17 protein-coding genes are annotated in these 16,679 nt (G+C 74.5%); 7 read left to right on the top strand and 10 right to left on the bottom strand.

Annotation, left to right across the window (positions count from 1 at the left end; genetic code table 11):
- Positions 1-86: 86 nt before the first annotated feature.
- From AC067U_RS06560 to AC067U_RS06580, 5 genes are all read right to left on the bottom strand, one after another.
- Positions 87-782 (bottom strand): DUF4191 domain-containing protein, encoded by a 696-nt coding sequence (locus tag AC067U_RS06560; RefSeq protein ID WP_478828527.1) that lies wholly within the window; start codon positions 780-782, stop codon positions 87-89.
- Positions 783-792: 10 nt separating this feature from the next.
- A complete protein-coding gene (locus AC067U_RS06565; RefSeq protein ID WP_393576739.1) occupies positions 793-990 on the bottom strand; it encodes an SCO2195 family GlnR-regulated protein in 198 nt (65 codons plus the stop codon).
- 302 nt (positions 991-1,292) lie between these two features.
- A complete protein-coding gene (lipA, locus tag AC067U_RS06570) occupies positions 1,293-2,246 on the bottom strand; it encodes a lipoyl synthase (protein ID WP_478828528.1) in 954 nt (317 codons plus the stop codon).
- 127 nt (positions 2,247-2,373) lie between these two features.
- Positions 2,374-3,198, bottom strand: a complete 825-nt coding sequence (gene lipB, locus AC067U_RS06575) for a lipoyl(octanoyl) transferase LipB (RefSeq protein ID WP_478828529.1) — start codon at positions 3,196-3,198, stop codon at positions 2,374-2,376.
- A 53-nt stretch (positions 3,199-3,251) separates the two neighbouring features.
- Positions 3,252-3,587: a hypothetical protein gene (locus tag AC067U_RS06580; RefSeq protein ID WP_478828530.1), complete on the bottom strand. Its 336-nt coding sequence runs from the start codon at positions 3,585-3,587 to the stop codon at positions 3,252-3,254.
- A 174-nt stretch (positions 3,588-3,761) separates the two neighbouring features.
- Between AC067U_RS06580 and AC067U_RS06585 the strand changes: the two genes are divergently transcribed.
- Positions 3,762-5,204: a regulator gene (locus AC067U_RS06585; RefSeq protein ID WP_478828531.1), complete on the top strand. Its 1,443-nt coding sequence runs from the start codon at positions 3,762-3,764 to the stop codon at positions 5,202-5,204.
- 621 nt (positions 5,205-5,825) lie between these two features.
- Here AC067U_RS06585 and AC067U_RS06590 read toward each other — a convergent pair.
- The 3 genes from AC067U_RS06590 to AC067U_RS06600 all read right to left on the bottom strand — a co-directional run bounded on the left by AC067U_RS06590 (position 5,826) and on the right by AC067U_RS06600 (position 9,168).
- Positions 5,826-7,070 carry an FAD-dependent oxidoreductase gene (locus tag AC067U_RS06590; RefSeq protein WP_478828532.1) on the bottom strand — a complete coding sequence of 415 codons (1,245 nt, stop codon included), beginning with the start codon at positions 7,068-7,070 and terminating at the stop codon, positions 5,826-5,828.
- Between the two features lie 261 nt (positions 7,071-7,331).
- On the bottom strand, positions 7,332-8,237 hold the full coding sequence (locus AC067U_RS06595) for a TIGR01777 family oxidoreductase (protein WP_478828533.1): 906 nt from the start codon (positions 8,235-8,237) through the stop codon (positions 7,332-7,334).
- 265 nt (positions 8,238-8,502) lie between these two features.
- Positions 8,503-9,168 carry a VIT1/CCC1 transporter family protein gene (locus AC067U_RS06600; RefSeq protein WP_478828923.1) on the bottom strand — a complete coding sequence of 222 codons (666 nt, stop codon included), beginning with the start codon at positions 9,166-9,168 and terminating at the stop codon, positions 8,503-8,505.
- 148 nt (positions 9,169-9,316) lie between these two features.
- Between AC067U_RS06600 and AC067U_RS06605 the strand changes: the two genes are divergently transcribed.
- Both AC067U_RS06605 and AC067U_RS06610 read left to right on the top strand, forming a co-directional pair.
- Positions 9,317-10,426: a PP2C family protein-serine/threonine phosphatase gene (locus AC067U_RS06605; protein WP_478828534.1), complete on the top strand. Its 1,110-nt coding sequence runs from the start codon at positions 9,317-9,319 to the stop codon at positions 10,424-10,426.
- 158 nt (positions 10,427-10,584) lie between these two features.
- Entirely contained in the window at positions 10,585-10,815 is a 231-nt protein-coding gene (locus tag AC067U_RS06610) for a hypothetical protein (protein WP_478828535.1), read from the top strand.
- Between the two features lie 98 nt (positions 10,816-10,913).
- Here AC067U_RS06610 and AC067U_RS06615 read toward each other — a convergent pair whose 3' ends face one another.
- Positions 10,914-11,168: a hypothetical protein gene (locus AC067U_RS06615; RefSeq protein WP_478828536.1), complete on the bottom strand. Its 255-nt coding sequence runs from the start codon at positions 11,166-11,168 to the stop codon at positions 10,914-10,916.
- A gap of 153 nt (positions 11,169-11,321) precedes the next feature.
- Here AC067U_RS06615 and AC067U_RS06620 point away from each other — a divergent pair, with 153 nt between their 5' ends.
- The 3 genes from AC067U_RS06620 (at position 11,322) to AC067U_RS06630 (ending at position 14,172) form a co-directional block, all read left to right on the top strand.
- Complete coding sequence (locus tag AC067U_RS06620) at positions 11,322-11,693, top strand: ArsC/Spx/MgsR family protein (protein WP_478828537.1); 372 nt, start codon at positions 11,322-11,324, stop codon at positions 11,691-11,693.
- A 48-nt stretch (positions 11,694-11,741) separates the two neighbouring features.
- Positions 11,742-13,487: an aminotransferase-like domain-containing protein gene (locus AC067U_RS06625; RefSeq protein ID WP_478828538.1), complete on the top strand. Its 1,746-nt coding sequence runs from the start codon at positions 11,742-11,744 to the stop codon at positions 13,485-13,487.
- A 64-nt stretch (positions 13,488-13,551) separates the two neighbouring features.
- Complete coding sequence (locus tag AC067U_RS06630) at positions 13,552-14,172, top strand: hypothetical protein (RefSeq protein ID WP_478828539.1); 621 nt, start codon at positions 13,552-13,554, stop codon at positions 14,170-14,172.
- A 24-nt stretch (positions 14,173-14,196) separates the two neighbouring features.
- Here AC067U_RS06630 and AC067U_RS06635 read toward each other — a convergent pair whose 3' ends face one another.
- The gene (locus tag AC067U_RS06635) at positions 14,197-15,138 is read right to left on the bottom strand and encodes a Gfo/Idh/MocA family protein (protein ID WP_478828924.1); all 942 of its coding nucleotides are present in this window, start codon (positions 15,136-15,138) and stop codon (positions 14,197-14,199) included.
- 323 nt (positions 15,139-15,461) lie between these two features.
- On the opposite strand from AC067U_RS06635, the gene glnII reads away from it, so the two are divergent.
- Complete coding sequence (gene glnII, locus AC067U_RS06640; protein ID WP_478828540.1) at positions 15,462-16,481, top strand: glutamine synthetase; 1,020 nt, start codon at positions 15,462-15,464, stop codon at positions 16,479-16,481.
- The last annotated feature ends 198 nt before the right edge of the window (positions 16,482-16,679 follow it).

Here is a 16,679-nt window from a genome sequence, read left to right on the forward strand (position 1 = left end):
GACGCGGCAAACGCGAGGAAGGGGCGTCCGGGAGCCGAAAGCTCCGGGACGCCCCTTCCTCGTATACGAAAAGTACGACGGTCCGGTCAGCGCATCTTTCCGCCGCGCGGCATCCGCATGCCCTTGGGCATCGGGCCCTTCGGCAGCGGCATGTTGCTCATGAGGTCGCCCATCGCCCGCAGCTTGTCGTTGACCTGGGTGACCTGCGGGCCGGCCAGCACGCGCGGGTACTTCAGGAGGGTCGTACGGACCTTCTTGAGCGGGGTCTGGCCCTCGCCGGTGCCGACGATGATGTCGTGGACCGGCACGTCCGGCAGGATGCGCGCCATCTTCTTCTTCTCGGCCGCGAGCAGGGGCTTCAGCCGGTTCGGGTTGCCCTCGGCGACCAGCACCACACCGGCCTTGCCGACCGCGCGGTGCACGATGTCCTGGTTGCGGTTCATCGCCACGGCCGGAGTGGTGCTCCAGCCCCGGCCGACGTTCTCCAGGACGGCCGCGGCCGCGCCGGGCTGGCCCTCCATCTGCCCGAAGGCAGCCCGCTCGGCACGCCGCCCGAAGACGATCGCGGTCGCCAGGAACGCCACCAGGAAGCCCAGGATGCCCAGGTACCACGGGTGGTCGATCAGGAAGCCGATTCCGAGGAAGACGCCGAGGGTGACGATCGCCACGGCCGCGAGAATGAGGCCGATCTTGGGATCGTTCCGCCGCGTCATCTTGTACGTCATGGCGATTTGCTTGAATCGCCCGGGGTTCGCAGTGTCTGCGTTCGACTTCCTCGCCATAAGGCGAAGTTTACGTGGCCTGCGGGGTCCGGGTCGCCACGGCCTCCAGCACGTGTTCGGTTTCGACCCGGTCGCGGGCCCGGCGGCGGTCCTCCAGGACCGCCGTCCAGGCGTTGCGGCGGGCCCCGCGGATCAGCATCGACTCTATTCCGCGGATGGCGTCGCCCAGGGTCGGGATGGCGATGGCGCGGACGGGCGCGGCCTGCATGGTGATCCCTCTCTCAGTCTCTCGTCGCGGTGCGTGGACCCAGCATCACTGTTCGGTGTTACCCCGGAGTGACCCGCCGGTCAAACAGGCATGAAACATTGACGCGGCCCCTACGGCTCGTTGTTACGAGCGTAGGGGCCGCGTCACTGCTGGTTACCGCTTGGTAAGAATTTGTGCGTGAGTTCACACGGTCCCGGGGGGCCGCCTGAGTCTGCGACCGCTTCTCCGTACTGTCGGTCGAGCTCCGCCTCGCCACCGCTCCGGCCGAGTGCCCGCCCTCGTACCTCGGGCGGACCCTCAACCTACGCTCCGGCTCGGCTGCGCTTCTCCATCGCCTGGGTGTAGAGGCGGCCGGCGCGGTACGAGGACCGGACCAGCGGGCCGGACATGACGCCCGAGAAGCCGATCTCCTCGGCCTCCTTCGCGAGCTCGACGAACTCGTCCGGCTTCACCCAGCGCTCCACGGGGTGGTGCCTCGGGGTCGGCCGCAGGTACTGGGTGATGGTGATCAGCTCGCAGCCGGCCTCGTGCAGGTCGCGCAGCGCCTCGCTGACCTCCTCGCGCTCCTCGCCCATGCCCAGGATCAGGTTGGACTTGGTCACCAGGCCGTACGCGCGGGCCTTGGTGATGACCTCCAGCGAGCGCTCGTAGCGGAAGCCGGGGCGGATCCGCTTGAAGATCCGCGGCACGGTCTCGATGTTGTGCGCGAAGACCTCGGGGCGGGAGGCGAAGACCTCCTCCAGCAGCTCCGGGACCGCGTTGAAGTCGGGGGCCAGCAGCTCGACCTTGGTGTGTCCGGCCTCGCGGCCGGCGGTCTGCTGGTGGATCTGGCGCACGGTCTCGGCGTACAGCCAGGCGCCGCCGTCGGCCAGGTCGTCGCGGGCGACGCCGGTGATGGTGGCGTAGTTCAGGTCCATGGTGACCACGGACTCGCCGACGCGGCGCGGCTCGTCCCGGTCCAGGGCCTCGGGCTTGCCGGTGTCGATCTGGCAGAAGTCACAGCGCCGGGTGCACTGGTCACCGCCGATGAGGAAGGTGGCCTCGCGGTCCTCCCAGCATTCGTAGATGTTCGGACAGCCGGCCTCCTGGCACACGGTGTGCAGGCCCTCGCTCTTCACGAGGCTCTGCATCGCCTTGTACTCGGGGCCCATCTTCGCCCGCGTCTTGATCCACTCGGGCTTGCGCTCGATGGGGGTCTGGCTGTTGCGGACCTCCAGACGCAGCATCTTGCGTCCGTCGGGTGCGACTGCGGACACGACCGGCTCCCTGTGACTGTGATTCCTCGGCGCCCACCAGGGTACGCCCGTATTTTCTTACGCTCTTACGTCCGGCCAACCCGGGACTGCCCGGTGACATTCCCGGAAGGGCCTACCCGCCGGTAGGTCAGGCGGGGGTCTCCGCGGCGGCGGGGGCCTCCGCCGGGTGCTCGATCTCGCGCGGGGCCAGTACCGCCCCGGCCATCACCTCGGCCAGGTGGCGCTCGGCCACCGGCAGGACCTCGGCGATGGTGATCTCGCGGCCCAGTTCCTCCGAGAGGGAGGTCACACCGGCGTCCCGGATCCCGCACGGGATGATCCGGTCGAACCAGGTGCTGTCCGGGTTCACGTTGAGGGCGAAGCCGTGCATGGTGACGCCCTTGGCCACGCGGATGCCGATGGCGGCGAGTTTGCGGTCCTCGCGGCGCTGGCCGGCGTTGGAGGGGGCGTACTCGGGGCCGTTCAGCCGGGGGTCGAACTCCTCGTCGGTGAGACGGGGGTCGAAGTCCAGGGACAGCCCGCCGATCTTCGGGCGGTCCTCGACGGGGTCGCCGAGCACCCAGACCCCGCTGCGGCCCTCGACCCGGGTGGTCGCGAGGCCGAAGTCGGCGGCGGTGCGGATCAGCGCCTCCTCCAGCCGGCGGACGTGGGCGACCACGTCTACCGGGCGGGGCAGCTTCATGATCGGATAGCCGACCAGCTGGCCCGGGCCGTGCCAGGTGATCTTGCCGCCGCGGTCCACGTCGACGACGGGGGTGCCGTCGAGCGGGCGCTCGCTGTCCGCGGTGCGCCGGCCGGCGGTGTAGACGGGCGGGTGCTCCACGAACAGGCAGGTGTCCTCGATCTCGTCGGCGAAGCGGGCCGCGTGGACGCGCCGCTGCTCCTCCCACGCCTCGGTGTACTCGACCGCGTCCGGGCCGAAGCCCAGCCGGACAAAACGCAGCTCAGCCACCGCAGCGCCTCCTCGTTGAACCTGCTGTACCTGCTGTGTGCACGTAACGCACTTCAGCAAGGGTACGGCGGGCTCGTATTCCGCTTCCGGCGGCCCCGGGGCCGGTCCGGATCCTCGTCGGCGCGGGGCAGCCGCCGGTGGCCTTCGGAGTGGTCGTTGACCCAGCCGCACACCCCGCAGGCGTAGCGGCCGTCCAGGCCGGCGATGAGCGTGCCGCAGCGCCGGCACTCCGATTCGGTCAGTTCGGGCGCGGGCAGCGGGGCGGTGGTCTCGGCGGTGCTGCCGGCAGCGGCCCCGGCGGTGGTTCCGGTGGGGCGGGTGAGGGGGGCCGCACCGGGGAGGTCCGCGCCGGGTGGCGGGCGGTGCGGGTGGTGGTGCGGGCGGCTCATGGGGCGCAGCGTACGCGGGGATGGCACCCCTGCCCGTAAAGAGCCGTGCAGATTCTGCACACGATCGGATGAATGTGGGGCACAGCGGGCGGTGTGAGCGGAGTTCGCCGCTACATTCACGCCGTTCACAGGGCCGGGTGACCGGTCCGTCACTCCAGGAAACCGTGGAAGCTGATGACGGAACGACCTGCGCAGCGCGTCCCCAACCGGCAGCTCGCGGCGCTGATCGCGGAAGCGGGCTTCTCCAACGCGGGGCTGGCCCGCCGGGTCGATCAGCTCGGCCTCGAGCACGGACTCGATCTCCGGTACGACAAGACCTCCGTGACCCGGTGGCTGCGCGGGCAGCAGCCGCGCGGCACCACCCCGGCGCTGATCGCGGAGGTGTTCACCCGGCGGCTGGGGCGGCGGCTCTCGGCGCAGGACCTCGGCCTGGACGCGTGCGCCCCGGTCTACGCCGGGCTGGAGTTCGCGGCCACGCCGGAGGAGGCCGTGGACATCGCGAGCGGGCTGTGGCGCAAGGATTCCGGTTCCCACGCGGAGCTCCGGAAGATCGCGTTCACCCCGGCCGGGCTGGTCGTCCCGAGCCGGGACTGGCTGATCGGCCGGGCCGACGAACGGGTGGGGCGCGGGGACGCCGCGGCGGCGGCCCGGGTCCCGCTGCAGGGCCGGCCCGGCCAGGTGCCGCGGCAGCGGCAGGTGGACCGCGGGCCCGGGCAGCGGGTGACCGCCGGGGACATCGCGGCGCTGCGGTCGGTCGCGGAGCTGTTCCGGACCCTGGACCAGGCGTACGGCGGGGGACACGCGCGGCAGGCGCTGGTGCGGTACCTGGAGCACGAGGCGGAGCCGATGCTGCGGGGCACCTACGGGGAGACGACGGGGCGGCGGCTGTTCGCGGCCGCGGCGGACCTGACCCGGCTCGCCGGCTGGACCTCGTACGACATCGCGGCGCACGGCCTGGCCCAGCGGTACTTCGTACAGGCGCTGCGGCTCGCGCAGGCGGCGGGCGACCGGCCGTACGGCTCGTACGTGCTGGTCACCATGAGCCGGCAGGCGGTGTACCTGGGGCACGGCCGGGAGGCGGTGCAGCTGGCCCGGGTGGCGCAGCAGGGGGTCGGCTCCGGGCCGCCGCCGGTGGTGCAGGCCCTGCTGCACTCCTCGGAGGCGCGGGGGCACGCGGTGCTGGGCGAGGTACGGGCGGCGACGGCCTCGCTGGTCCGGGCGGAGCGGGCGCTGGGGGCGGCCAGGCCGGGGGACGACGTACCGCACTGGGCCCGCTTCTACGACGAGGCGCAGCTGGCGGACGAGTTCGCGCACTGCCACCGGGACCTCCAGCAGTACCGCGCGGCGGCGCAGCACGCGGAACGCTCGCTGCAGCTCCGCGCGCCCGGCTTCGCCCGGTCCCGGCTGTTCTGCCGGGTGGTGCTGGCCACCGCGCGGCTGGGGCTGGGGGAACTGGAACAGGCGTGCGCGCTGGGTGCGGAGGCGGCGCAGCAGGCGAACGAGATGCGGTCGGTGCGGGCGGTGGAGTACGTACGGGACTTCGAGCGGCGCCTGGAGCCGTACCGCGAGGCGGCGGCGGTCCGCCAGTACCGGGACCGGGTGGCGTCCCTCCACTGAGCGTTGCCCTGCCGGGCGGCTTCCGCGGAGGTGTGGGCAGCCCCGGCGGAGGCCAGGCGCCCCTCCGCCGAGGCGTGGGCGGCCTCCGCCGGAGGTGTCGGCGGCCACCGCCGGAGGTGTCGGCGGCCACCGCCGGAGGTGTGGGCAGGCACCTCCGCCGAGGTGTGGGCAGGCACCTCCGCCGGAGGTGTGGGCAGGCGTTCCGCAGGGCGGAACGGGTGGGCACACCGGAACGCCGCCCAGCGGGCTCGCTCCGGCCCCACCGAAGCGTTGCCTCGGCTCCGCGTGCAGCCGCGCCCGGGCAGGGCGGTGGCTTCGCCGGGCCCGGCACGCCGGGAGCGGAGCTCCGCCCGGACGGGGCCCGGACCGCAGCGGGGCCGGGGCGGGGGGTGGCTGCGCGAGCCCTCGCGGGACCGGGGTGCCGTGTGCCCACCCGTGCCGCCCCAGCGGCACGACTGCCCACACGGCGGCGGCAAGGGGGCCGGCGCGCCCGCCCCACGGCCGTGGCAACGGCCGGCACCCACACGGCCGCTGGGACGGGGCCCCGCCCGCCCCGCACGGCCGAGGCACGGCCGGCACTCGCACGGCGGCGGGACGGGGCAGGCTGGCCCCCGCCAGGGGTCAGGCCGCGGCCGGGACCGCCGGGTCCGGGACCGGGAGGGGGATGCCGAAGTCGCGGAGGATCGCGGCGGCGGCGCGGCGGGAGGAGTGCAGGGCGCCCGCCACCGTGTTGGTGTCGCGGTGGTCCCCGCACACGTACAGCCCGGACAGCATCCGGACCGGCCGCCGCGTGTCGTACGGCGGCGGCATGGCCGGCACGGCCTCGGCGGTGTGGTGCACGGCGAGCAGGTCCCAGTCGCGGGTGGCCGTGTCGTAGAGGCGGGCCAGCCGCGAGGCCACCGCCCGCATGGGCGGCGGCGGGCCGAGCACCGTGGTGGTGACCAGGGCGCGCCCGGCGGGGGCGCGGGTCGGGTCGACCGCGCTCATCACCGCGGTGTGCGAGACGGGCCGGTGCGGGTCCGCGTCCAGGAGCAGCGAGCCGTCCCAGGGCAGCGGCCCGGGGGTCGCGTGGTGCAGCAGGGTGATCTCGTGGAACGCCGGCACCCGCAGCCCCGGCAGCAGGTCCGCCGCCGCCCGCGCCCCGGTCGCCAGCAGGACCGAGCGGCAGCGGAACTCCCCGTGGTCCTCGGTGGTGACCACGTTCACCGAGACCGACCGGACCCGGACCCCGGTCTGCACCGTTCCCGGCGGCAGTCCCGCCGCCAGCCGTTCCGGCAGTGTCGCCGCGCCGCCCTCCGGCACCGCCAGCCGTCCCCGGGCGAAGGCGCGCAGCGCCAGGTCGGCGACCCGGCTGGAGGTGCCCAGGGCCGGATCGCAGAGCAGGGTCGCGAGCAGCGGCCGCAGCAGGGACCCGCCGCGGGTCGGCAGCGCGGCCTCGGCCGTGCGTTCCGGCCGGGCGAGCACCCGCTCCACCGGCATGGCCCCGAGCCGCCCGAGGACCGCGCCCGTCCGGGCCTGGTCCAGGGAACGGCCGGCCAGGGCGCGGACCGGGGTGACCGTCCCGGCGCGGAGCCGGCGGCCGTCCTCGGTGTGGACCAGGGCGCCCGGCGCGAAGGGCCGCAGCACCAGGTCCTCCAGCCCGGGGGTCCGGTCGAGCTCCTGGTGGGAGGTGTTGAGGAGCTGGCCGATCCGGTCCAGCCGGAACCCCTCGGCCGTCACTTCGGTGGCCATCCGGCCGCCCGGGTCGTCCGCGGCTTCCAGGATGGTGACCGATACCCCCGCTGCGATGAGGTGGTGTGCCGCGGCGAGTCCTGAGACCCCGGCTCCCACAATGACTACGTCCGCGTGGTGTGCGCTGCTGAGCACGTGCCCCTCCCCGAGGTCGGCGCGGCTTGTCTGGTCCTCTTTCCCCAACGGGATCCAGGAATACCCGAGTCCGACACCAGAATTACGTCGGGATCCGGTCGCACCCCGGTCGCGTCCGGGGCATGAACGGTCGCACACGTGCCGGAGCCGGACGGTTCCGGCCGATGCCCGACCGAAACGGCGCGGACGGCGCGCGGCGGGCACGGCGCGTGGACGGGCACGGCGGGACGAACAGGCACGGCGGTGACGGACAGGGACGGCCTAGTCGTGGTCCAGGGCCGCCCGGAGCGCGTCCTCGACGTCCGGGTGCCGGAAGGTGAAGCCGGACTCCAACAGCCGTACCGGCCGGGTCCGGTGACTGCCCAGCACGTCCTGCGCCATCTCCCCCAGGGCCAGTTTCAGCACCGGGGCGGGCACCGGGAACGGAGTCGGCCGGCGCAGCACCCGGCCCATCGCCGCGGTGATCTCACGGTTGGTCAGCGGATCGGGGGCGCACACGTTGACCGGCCCGGACAGGGCGGGTGTGTCGAGCAGGTGGCGCAGCGCCGCGACGTGGTCGTGCAGGGCGATGAACGGCCAGTACTGGCGGCCGTCGCCGAGTCGGCCGCCGAGGCCGGCCCGGAACAGCGGGAACAGCCGGCCCCAGGCGCCGCCCTCGCGGGCCACGACCAGGCCGGTGCGGGCGAAGACGGTGCGCACGCCCGCTTCGTGGGCGGGTGCGGCGGCCGCCTCCCAGGCCACGCACACCGAGGGGAGGAAGCCCTCGCCCGCCGGGAAGCCCTCGTCCACCACCCGGTCACCGGTGTCGCCGTAGTAGCCGACGGCGGAGGCGTTGAGCAACACCGCCGGGCGCTCGTCGAGGGCCGCGACCGCCCGGGCCAGGGTGCTGGTGCCGACCACCCGGCTGTTGCGGATCTCGTTCTTGTACGCCTCGGTCCAGCGCCGGTCGCCGATGCCCGCGCCGGCGAGGTTCACCACGGCGGCGCAGCCGGCCAGCGCGGCCGGGTCCGCGTATCCGGTGCCCGGGTCCCAGCGCGCCTCGTCGGCGGCGGCGGGCGGGCGGCGCACGAAGCGGACCACGTCATGGCCGTCGGCGCGCAGCGAACGTACGAGGGCCGTACCGATGAGACCGGTCGAGCCGGTGACCGCGATCCGCATGTGCCTCATTGTGCGGGAAGGCGGGCCGGTACACGGGCCGGTACGGGGGCCGCCGCGCGGCCGGTACGCGACGGCGGCCCGGCCGGGCGAACGCCGAGCGGTCCACACCCGGCGTCCGGATCGGCGTCCGGACCGGACCGTACCGTCCCGGCCCCGGTCGTATACGGCCGGCGTCGTGCGCGTACGGCCGACGCCGTGCGCGTACGGCCGACGCCGTGCGCGTACGGCCGACGCCGTGCGCGTACGGCCGGCGTCGGATGCGTCCGGTACGCGGCTATCCCGCGCCGAGCCAGGTGCCGGCGGCGTACGTGACGGCCATGGCGACGGCCCCGCCCAGGACGTTGCGGAGGACCGCGCGCCGCACGGGCGCGTCGCCGAGCCGGGCACTGATCCAGCCGCACAGGGTGAGCGCGAGCAGGACGGCGGTGACCGTGACCGGCACCCGCCGCGAGGGCTCGGGCAGCACGATCGTGAGCAGCGGCAGCAGCGCGCCCACGGTGAAGGCGGTGAAGCTGGCGAGGGCGGCGTGCCACGGGTTCGCCAGCTCGTCCGGCTCGATGCCCAGCTCGACCCGGGCGTGGGCGCGCAGCGCATCGCGCTCGGTGAGCTGGACGGCGGCCTCCCGGGCCACGTCCCGGGTGAGGCCGCGCGCGGTGAGCATGTCGGTGAGCTCGTCGAGCTCCGCCTCGGGGTCCGCGGCGAGTTCACGGCGCTCCTCGTCCAGCGCGGCCTGCTCGGAGTCCCGCTGGGAGCTGACGGACACGTACTCCCCGGCCGCCATGGACAGCGAGCCGGCCAGCAGTCCGGCGACGCCGGCGGTGAGGATCGCGGTCCGGGAAGTGGTCGCGCCGGCCACGCCCACCACCAGGCCGGCGGTGGAGATGATCCCGTCGTTGGCGCCGAGCACCCCCGCACGCAGCCAGTTGAGGCGGGTACTCATGGCGGCGCTCTGTGCCTGCCCGCCGGGGCCGTCTGTCACGGGACCACTCTCGGGGCGCCGTGGACCGGCGGCCACCCGGGGAACCACCGCGGCCCCCCGACGGCGCGGCCGGGGTGCGCCGACCCGGCCAGGGCAGCAGGGTGGAGGGGTGAGACGGGGACGCGAACGCGGACGCCAGGAGCCGGGGTGGCTGCGCGGGGCGCCGCCGCCGCGCTGGGCGCGGGCCGCGCCGATGGTGGCCACGGTGGTGCTGGTGCTCGCGCAGCGGGCCACTCCGGGCACCGTGGAGCTGGGCTACTTCCTGGCCGCGGTGCCGCCGATGGCCGCGTTCGCGTACGGGGCGCTCGGGACGGCGCTGTACGCCATGGGCGTGGTGCTGCTGTTCGCCCTGTCCGCGCTTGGGGTGGGGGTCGGGCACGCCCAGGGCACGGACCTGTGGACGGTCGCGACCGTGGGGCTGCTCAGCGTGGTGATCGCCTGGGTGCGGAAGCGCCGGGACGCCCAGCTGGTGAGCGTACGGACGGTGGCGGAGGCGGCACAGCTCGCCGTGCTGCCCCCGGTGCCGGAGGAGGTGGGCCCGGTGCGCTGCGCGGGGCTGTACCGGGCGGCGCAGCAGGGCACCCTGGTCGGCGGCGACCTGTACGACGTGCGGAACAGCCCGTACGGGGTACGGGCGGTGGTGGGGGACGTGCAGGGGCACGGGCTGGCGGCGGTGGGTACGGTCGCCTCGCTGCTGGGTGCCTTCCGCGAGGGGGTGCTGGACGATCCGGAGCTGGGCGGGGTGGCGGCCCGGCTGGACCGGAGGCTGGTGCAGGACGCGGCCGGGGCGGAGAACACGGAGCTGTTCGCCACGGCGCTGCTGGTGGAGTTCCCGCCCGGCCGAGACCTGGTGCGGATGGTCTCCTGCGGGCACCCTCCTGCGCTGCTGCTGCGCGGGCCGGCCGCCGAGGAGGTCACGATCGATCCGGCGCCCCCGCTGGGGCTGGGGCTCGTGGAGGTGACGCCGCCCACCGTGGTCGACGTACCGGTGCGGGCGGGCGACCGGCTGCTGGTGCACACGGACGGGGTGACGGAGGCGCGGGACGCCTCGGGATTCTTCTACCCGCTGCTGCGGCGGGTGCCGGTGGTGTCGCTGCCGGGGGATCCGCCGGCGGCGGTGGTGTCGGCGGTGTGGCGGGACCTGGCGGCCTTCACGGACGGCGGCCCGCGGGACGACGTGGCGGTGCTGGTGCTGTCCGTTCCCGCGGCCCCGGCGTGAGGGGCCGGTGTGTGCGCAGGGCATGACCACTTTGTTGTGATGATGTGCGCAATCGATGGCGAGGGGTGCCGCTCGGCCCGTTCACGTGGTTCGCTCGACGGCGACAGAACCGGAAGCCGGACGTCCGATGCCGGCGGCCGAGCGAAAGGGGATCCGGGATGCGGGTACCTCGGAAGTACCGGCGGCGCATGGCGGCGGTCACGGCGACGGCGGCCGCGGCCGGCCTCCTGGCCGGCGTGGTCTGGTCCGGCCTGGACGACAGGGCGGCCGGCGCCGGCGCGGGTACCGGCGGCGGTACCGGTACCCACACCGGCCTCGTACGGGTCGTGGACCCGGCCCCGGCCCCGGCCTTTGGTCCGGCCCCCCGGGAGCTCACCGGGTCCGTGTGACCCGCCCGGCCGGTGGCCGCACAGCCGGTGGCCGCACAGACGGTGGACATCCGGTCAGCGGCGTCCGGTCGGTGCGCGCCCCGTCGGTGCGCGCCCCGTCAGTGGGCGTCGCGGATCAGCGAGCGCACCATCCGGCAGGTGGTGTTGGACGGGCGCCGGATGCCGGTACGGACCGCCATCGTGCGGATCTTGCGGTTGGTGGCGCGCTGGGCGTCGTACGTGCCGGAGTCGAGCAGGGATATGGCCAGGCGCATGGCCTTGAGGCGGCGGTTGTGGGACTCGTACCACTCGCGCGGCAGACCCGCCGGAAGCGGCTTCTTCTTCGGCGGGGAAATGATCGCGGCAGCGGCCATCTACAGCCTCCCAAACGGTAGTTGGCGTTCTGTCGTTCTCCTTCGATTCTACTTTCCGGCACTGACAAAGCGCCTGGCCGGGAAGGTTGCGGGACAACCCCGGCGGGCCGCGGGGACGACGGCCTCCCGCCCGCGAACCCCTAGGCTGAGCGTATGGAGATCTGGATCAATCCCGCGTGTTCGAAGTGCCGCAGCGCGGTGCAGCTGCTCGACGCCGAGGGCGCGGAGTACACCGTCCGGCGCTATCTGGAGGACGTGCCCGCCGAGGCCGAGATCCGCGAGGTGCTGGACCGGCTCGGTCTGGAGCCGTGGGACATCACCCGTACGTCGGACCCGCTCGCGAAGGAGACCGGCGTGCGGGAGCTGCCGCGCGAGGAGACCGCGGAGGCGCGGGACCGGTGGATCGCCCACCTCGCCGCACACCCCAGGCTCATCCAGCGCCCGATCATCACCGCCGACGACGGCACGGCCGTGGTGGCCCGCACGGAGGAGGCGGTCCGGGACGCCATGTCCCGCAGGGCCTGATCCACAAGCCGCGGCCCCGGCCCGAAAGGCCCCGCATAGGCTCGGGGCATGACGCGCGAGGGTACGGACGGCACCGGCGGAACCGACGGCACCGGGAGCGACCTGCATCTGGAGCTGCCCCCGGACGGGCCGCGCCGGCCCGCGCTCGCGCGGGCCTTGCGCGAGGCCGTGCGGAGCGGCCGGCTGGCCGGCGGGACCCGGCTGCCGCCGTACCGGGCGCTGGCGGCCGACCTCGGCATCGCACGGGGTGCCGTCGCCGACGCGTACGCCGAACTGGTCGCCGAGGGCTGGTTCACCGCCCGGCAGGGCTCGGGCACCCGGGTCGCCGAGGGTCTGGCGCGGGCCGACGAGGTCGACCCTTCCTTCTCGCGCCGGGCTGCGGGCGGCATCCGCGCCGCCGGTACCTCACCTGCCGGTACGGGTCCCGTCGGCTCCGCACCCGTCGGCTCCGCTCCCGTAGGCTCCGCGGATACCGACTCCGCAGGCGTCGGCGGGCATGCGGGCGGTCCACCCACCGGCACCCCTGCCACCGGCACGCCTCCCACCGGCGCCCCCGGCCGGCCGCCCCGGTTCGACCTGGTGCAGGGCAAGCCCGATCCCTCCGCGTTCCCCCGGATGGCCTGGGCGGCCTCCGCCCGGCGGGCCATCGCCGCCGCGCCCACCGACGCCTTCGGGCCCGGCGATCCCCGCGGGCGCCCCGAGCTGCGCCGGGCCCTTGCCGCGTACCTGGCCCGCGCCCGGGGCGTGCGGGCCGATCCCGAGCACCTCGTCGTCTGTTCCGGCTTCGCCAACGGACTGCGGCTGCTCGCCGCCGTCCGCCCCCGGGACTGGGCCGTCGAGGGGTACGGGCTCCCCTTCCACCACGGCGTCCTGGACACCGCCGGGGTCCGCTCGCACCCCGTCCCCGTGGACGCCGACGGCGCCCGGACCGACCTGCCGGGCGCCGTCGACGTCCGCGCGCGGACCCTGCTGCTCACCCCGGCGCACCAGTTCCCGACCGGCGCGACGATGCACCCCGCCCGCCGGGCGGCCGCCGTCGAGTGGGCCCGGTCGCATCCCGGGGCGCTGGTCGTCGAGGACGACTACGACGGCGAGTTCCGCTTCGACCGCAAGCCGGTCGGCGCCCTGCAGGGGCTGGCTCCGGAGCACGTGGTGTACGCCGGGTCGCTGAGCAAGAGCCTCTCCCCCGCCCTCCGGCTCGGCTGGCTGGTGCTGCCGGACGGGGTGCGGGAGGACGTACTGGCGGCGAAGGGCGTACGCGAGTCCTGGTCGAGCGCCCTGGACCAGCTGGCACTGGCGGACTTCCTGGAGTGCGGCGCGTACGACCGCCAGGTGCGCCGGATGCGGCAGCGCTACCGGGAGCGGCGGGACCGGCTCGTCGCAGCGTTGGCGGAGGGCGCGCCCGAGGTCCGGGTGACCGGGATCGCGGCCGGACTGCACGCGGTGCTGGAGCTGCCGCCGGGAACGGAGGCCGCCGCGCTCGGCGCCGCCCGCGCGGCGGGCATCGCGCTCGACGGGCTGTCCGGCTACCGCCATCCCGCGCACCCCGTGGTGCGGCCGGGCGGAGCGGGCTCCGGGTCCGCCCGCGAAGCGGGCCGCGAGGGCCTGGTCGTCGGATACGCGGCGCTGCCGGACCGGGCCTTCGCGGAGGCGCTGGAGGCGCTCGTCCGGGTGGTCGGGGAGGTGACCGCGGGGCCCGGGGCCGCGGGGCGGCGGGGCAGAGGACAGCGGGGCGCGGAGCAGCGGGCCGGACGCCGTGGCCTCATACAGAAATCCGACACTTCGGTCTCGTAGGGTGGCGCGGGTCGGATAAAAGCCCCAAAAGGGGCAGACAGTCGACCCGACCGGAAGGACCGTCGTGACCTCCGACCACCCGACCCCGGACGACCGCACGCCCCTGGAGGCCCACACCGGCCCGGAAACCCGCACCGGCCCGGAGACCCGCGCCGATCCGGAAGCGCACACCGCACACGCCACCCCCCACGCGACGGCGGAGCCCGCCCACCACGCGCCGAACTGGATGTTCGGCGGGGTGTACGGCCTGGTGCTGGCCAGCGGCCTGCTCGCCGCACTGGAGGCGAAGGGTGACGAGTACACCCCCTTCTACGACGCCTCCTGGGTCCTGGTGACGGCGATCACCGCCGGACTGGCCCACGGGTACGCGCACCACATGTCCTCGCACCGGCGCGGTTCGGCCGGGCACCGCTGGCACACGCTGATGGTGACGCTGCTGCACGAGTGGCCGATGGTGGCGGCCACCCTGCCGAGCGTCTTCCTGCTGACCCTGGCCGGGTTCACCGGTTGGAGCGAGTCCGGCACCACCGCCATCGGGCTCGGCCTGAACACCGCGCTGCTGTTCGCGTGGGGCTCCCTCATTGCCCTGCGGAGGGGCTACCGGATGCTGTCGGCCCTGGCCATCGGCGCGGCCGACGCCGGCATCGGCGTGGCGATCATCGTGGCGAACGCGCTGATCAAGTAGGACATCGGCCACTCACACGCAACGTCAGCCACCCTCGGCCAGCCGGGCCTCCGCCGCCGCCAGGATCTCGGTCAGCCGGAGCCCGAAGGCCGCCCCGCGCGGGTCGGGCACCCCGGTGCGGGCCGCGGCGAGCAGCGCGTCCACCGCCCGCCCGTACGCGCCCGGTACGTCACCCCAGTCGGGCAGCGTGAACACGCCCTCGGATCCGCGCAGCTCCAGGCCGACGCCGGCCGCCGCGCGCGGCGCGGCCAGGGTGAGCACGGCGGTGCTGGCGGCGCCGGAATCGTGCCGGAGCAGCAGTGTGACCGTTTCTGCGGGGCCGCGGGCGGCGGTGACACCGGTGACATCGCCCAGCACCGGGATCAGGACGGACAGGGCGTGCGGCCCCACGTCCCACAGTCCGCCCTTGGCCCGGCGCCACGGCGAGTCGGCGTAGGGGCTGCGCGCACCCGCGGCGCCGGCTTCGCCGTCGGGCCCGAACACCGCGCCGAGCCAGTGCGCGGACGCGCTGAACCAGCCGCGCCGGCCCGCCTGTTCCGCCACCCAGCCGGCTGCGGGTTCGGCGAACCGGAGGGTGAGGAAGACCACCGAGGCCACACCGTGCCGGTCGGCGGCCTCGGCCACGGCTCGGGCGTCGGCGACGGTCGTGGCGACCGGCTTGTCCAGCAGCAGGTGGCAGCCGGCCGCGGCGGCGCGGACGGCGAGCGGGGCCTGGACGTCCGGCGGGAGGGCGAAGGCCACGGCGTCGCAGTCGGCGAACAGCGCATCGGGGTCCTCGTACGCCTTCACGGCGTACTTCTCCGCCAGTTCGGCGGCGGCCTCCGGGCGGCGGCCCCAGACCCCGGCGAACTCGGAGCCGGCGTGGGCGGCGAGGGCGGGGGCGTGGGTGCGGTGCGCCCAGGGGCCGGTGCCGAGCAGGCCGATACGGGGCAGGGGGCCGGGACGGCCCGTCGACTCGGCAGGCAAATCGTACGAAATGGTCACCGAATCAGTCTGCCCTACCGGGCGACCCCCCGGACGGCCGCACCCCCGGCGACCCGCACCAGGGGCCGGACCTGGGCCGGAACCCCCGGTAACACGGGGTTCACAAGCGGGCAACGGACGGGAAATCGCGACGGGGCACGCTGCGGTCATCACCGCAGCGAACCGCAGCACCCGCAGTGCCCGGCAGTACCCGAAGTGCAGGCAATACCGACGCGCAGGCAGCACCCGCACCCGCACGCAGCACCCGCACGCAGCAGGCAGTACCGCACGCAGCACGCACCCGCAGAGTCTGAGGATGGGGCCCCGTGACCTACAAGGCTGAGTACATCTGGATCGACGGCACCGAGCCGACCGCGAAGCTTCGCTCCAAGACGAAGATCCTCGAGGACGGGGCGGAGCTCCCCATCTGGGGCTTCGACGGTTCGAGCACCAACCAGGCCGAGGGCCACGCCTCCGACCGCGTGCTGCAGCCGGTCTTCTCCTGCCCGGACCCGATCCGCGGCGGCAACGACCTCCTCGTCCTGTGCGAGGTCCTGAACATCGACATGACCCCGCACTCCTCGAACACCCGGGCCCTGCTCCGCCCGGTGGCGGAGAAGTTCGCCGGGCAGGAGCCGATCTTCGGCATCGAGCAGGAGTACACCTTCTTCGACGGCGCCCGCCCGCTCGGCTTCCCGGTCGGCGGCTTCCCGGCCGCGCAGGGCGGCTACTACTGCGGTGTCGGCTCGGACGAGATCTTCGGGCGCGAGATCGTCGAGAAGCACCTGGACAACTGCCTCACCGCCGGCCTGGCCATCTCCGGCATCAACGCCGAGGTCATGCCCGGCCAGTGGGAGTTCCAGGTCGGCCCGATCGGCCCGCTGGAGGTCGCCGACCAGCTGTGGATCGCGCGCTGGCTGCTCTACCGCACGGCCGAGGAGTTCAACGTCTCCGCGACGCTCAACCCGAAGCCGGTGCAGGGCGACTGGAACGGCGCCGGCGCGCACACCAACTTCTCCACCAAGGCGATGCGCGAGGACTACCGCGCGATCGTCGCGGCGTGCGAGGCGCTGGGCGAGGGCAGCAAGCCGATGGACCACGTGAAGAACTACGGCGCGGACATCGACAAGCGACTCACCGGCATGCACGAGACCGCCCCGTGGAACGAGTTCAGCTACGGCGTCTCGGACCGCGGCGCCTCGGTCCGCATCCCGTGGCAGGTCGAGAAGGACGGCAAGGGCTACATCGAGGACCGACGCCCGAACGCGAACGTGGACCCGTACGTGGTGACCCGCCTGATCGTGGACACCTGCTGCACCGGCCTGGAGAAGGCCGGCCTGGTCTGACCCGCCGCCATCCCGTTCGCACCCCGCACCACCCGTACGGGGTGCACGCGGGGTGCGCATCACGCACGACGCCCGCCGGGACCTCCTCCCGGCGGGCGTCTTCGCGTCCGCGATGCGAAACGCGCCGCCGTCCCGAACCGGCGGAATGCACCCCTCACTTGGGGACAAGTCCGAAATGCGGCGCGGAATATGAGATTC

This window comes from Streptomyces sp. NPDC043853, from assembly GCF_056436025.1.

Coding starts and splice junctions, on each gene's coding strand:
- AC067U_RS06560 (WP_478828527.1), bottom strand. CDS start 782: ATGGCGAGGAAGTCGAACGCAGACACTGCGAACCCCGGGCGATTCAAG.
- AC067U_RS06565 (WP_393576739.1), bottom strand. CDS start 990: ATGCAGGCCGCGCCCGTCCGCGCCATCGCCATCCCGACCCTGGGCGAC.
- AC067U_RS06580 (WP_478828530.1), bottom strand. CDS start 3,587: ATGAGCCGCCCGCACCACCACCCGCACCGCCCGCCACCCGGCGCGGAC.
- AC067U_RS06585 (WP_478828531.1), top strand. CDS start 3,762: ATGACGGAACGACCTGCGCAGCGCGTCCCCAACCGGCAGCTCGCGGCG.
- AC067U_RS06595 (WP_478828533.1), bottom strand. CDS start 8,237: ATGAGGCACATGCGGATCGCGGTCACCGGCTCGACCGGTCTCATCGGT.
- AC067U_RS06600 (WP_478828923.1), bottom strand. CDS start 9,168: ATGAGTACCCGCCTCAACTGGCTGCGTGCGGGGGTGCTCGGCGCCAAC.
- AC067U_RS06610 (WP_478828535.1), top strand. CDS start 10,585: ATGCGGGTACCTCGGAAGTACCGGCGGCGCATGGCGGCGGTCACGGCG.
- AC067U_RS06615 (WP_478828536.1), bottom strand. CDS start 11,168: ATGGCCGCTGCCGCGATCATTTCCCCGCCGAAGAAGAAGCCGCTTCCG.
- AC067U_RS06620 (WP_478828537.1), top strand. CDS start 11,322: ATGGAGATCTGGATCAATCCCGCGTGTTCGAAGTGCCGCAGCGCGGTG.
- AC067U_RS06625 (WP_478828538.1), top strand. CDS start 11,742: ATGACGCGCGAGGGTACGGACGGCACCGGCGGAACCGACGGCACCGGG.